Annotated in this window: 1 pseudogene; it reads right to left on the bottom strand. The window is 28.8% G+C overall.

Annotated features, from left to right (window positions below):
* Nucleotides 1-260: pseudogene (gene lpl7 / locus LK12_RS24440) on the bottom strand (tandem-type lipoprotein Lpl7); the annotation flags it as partial.

Below are 260 nucleotides of genomic sequence, written 5' to 3'. Positions count from 1 at the left end.
GGATATTATATCGCTTACGTAATTGTTCTACATTGTAATCACTGTTTTTCAATTGATATTGTGCAGAGTATATTGGTGCTTCTGGGTTATATGTCACTTCTCCGTCTTTATAGTTTTCCAATTCTTTGAAATTCCCGTATTGTACAAAGAATTTAAATTCTTCAATTTCTTTTTTTACTTTTTCATCATCGATTGGTTTTAATGGAATGATTTTATTATTTTCCATTTTCACTGGATATTTTCGTTCATCACTATATACC

The organism is Novosphingobium malaysiense (assembly GCF_000802225.1).
Classification (GTDB): Bacteria; Pseudomonadota; Alphaproteobacteria; order Sphingomonadales; family Sphingomonadaceae; genus Novosphingobium; species Novosphingobium malaysiense.
This window is presented reverse-complemented; position numbering and strand designations above follow the sequence as displayed.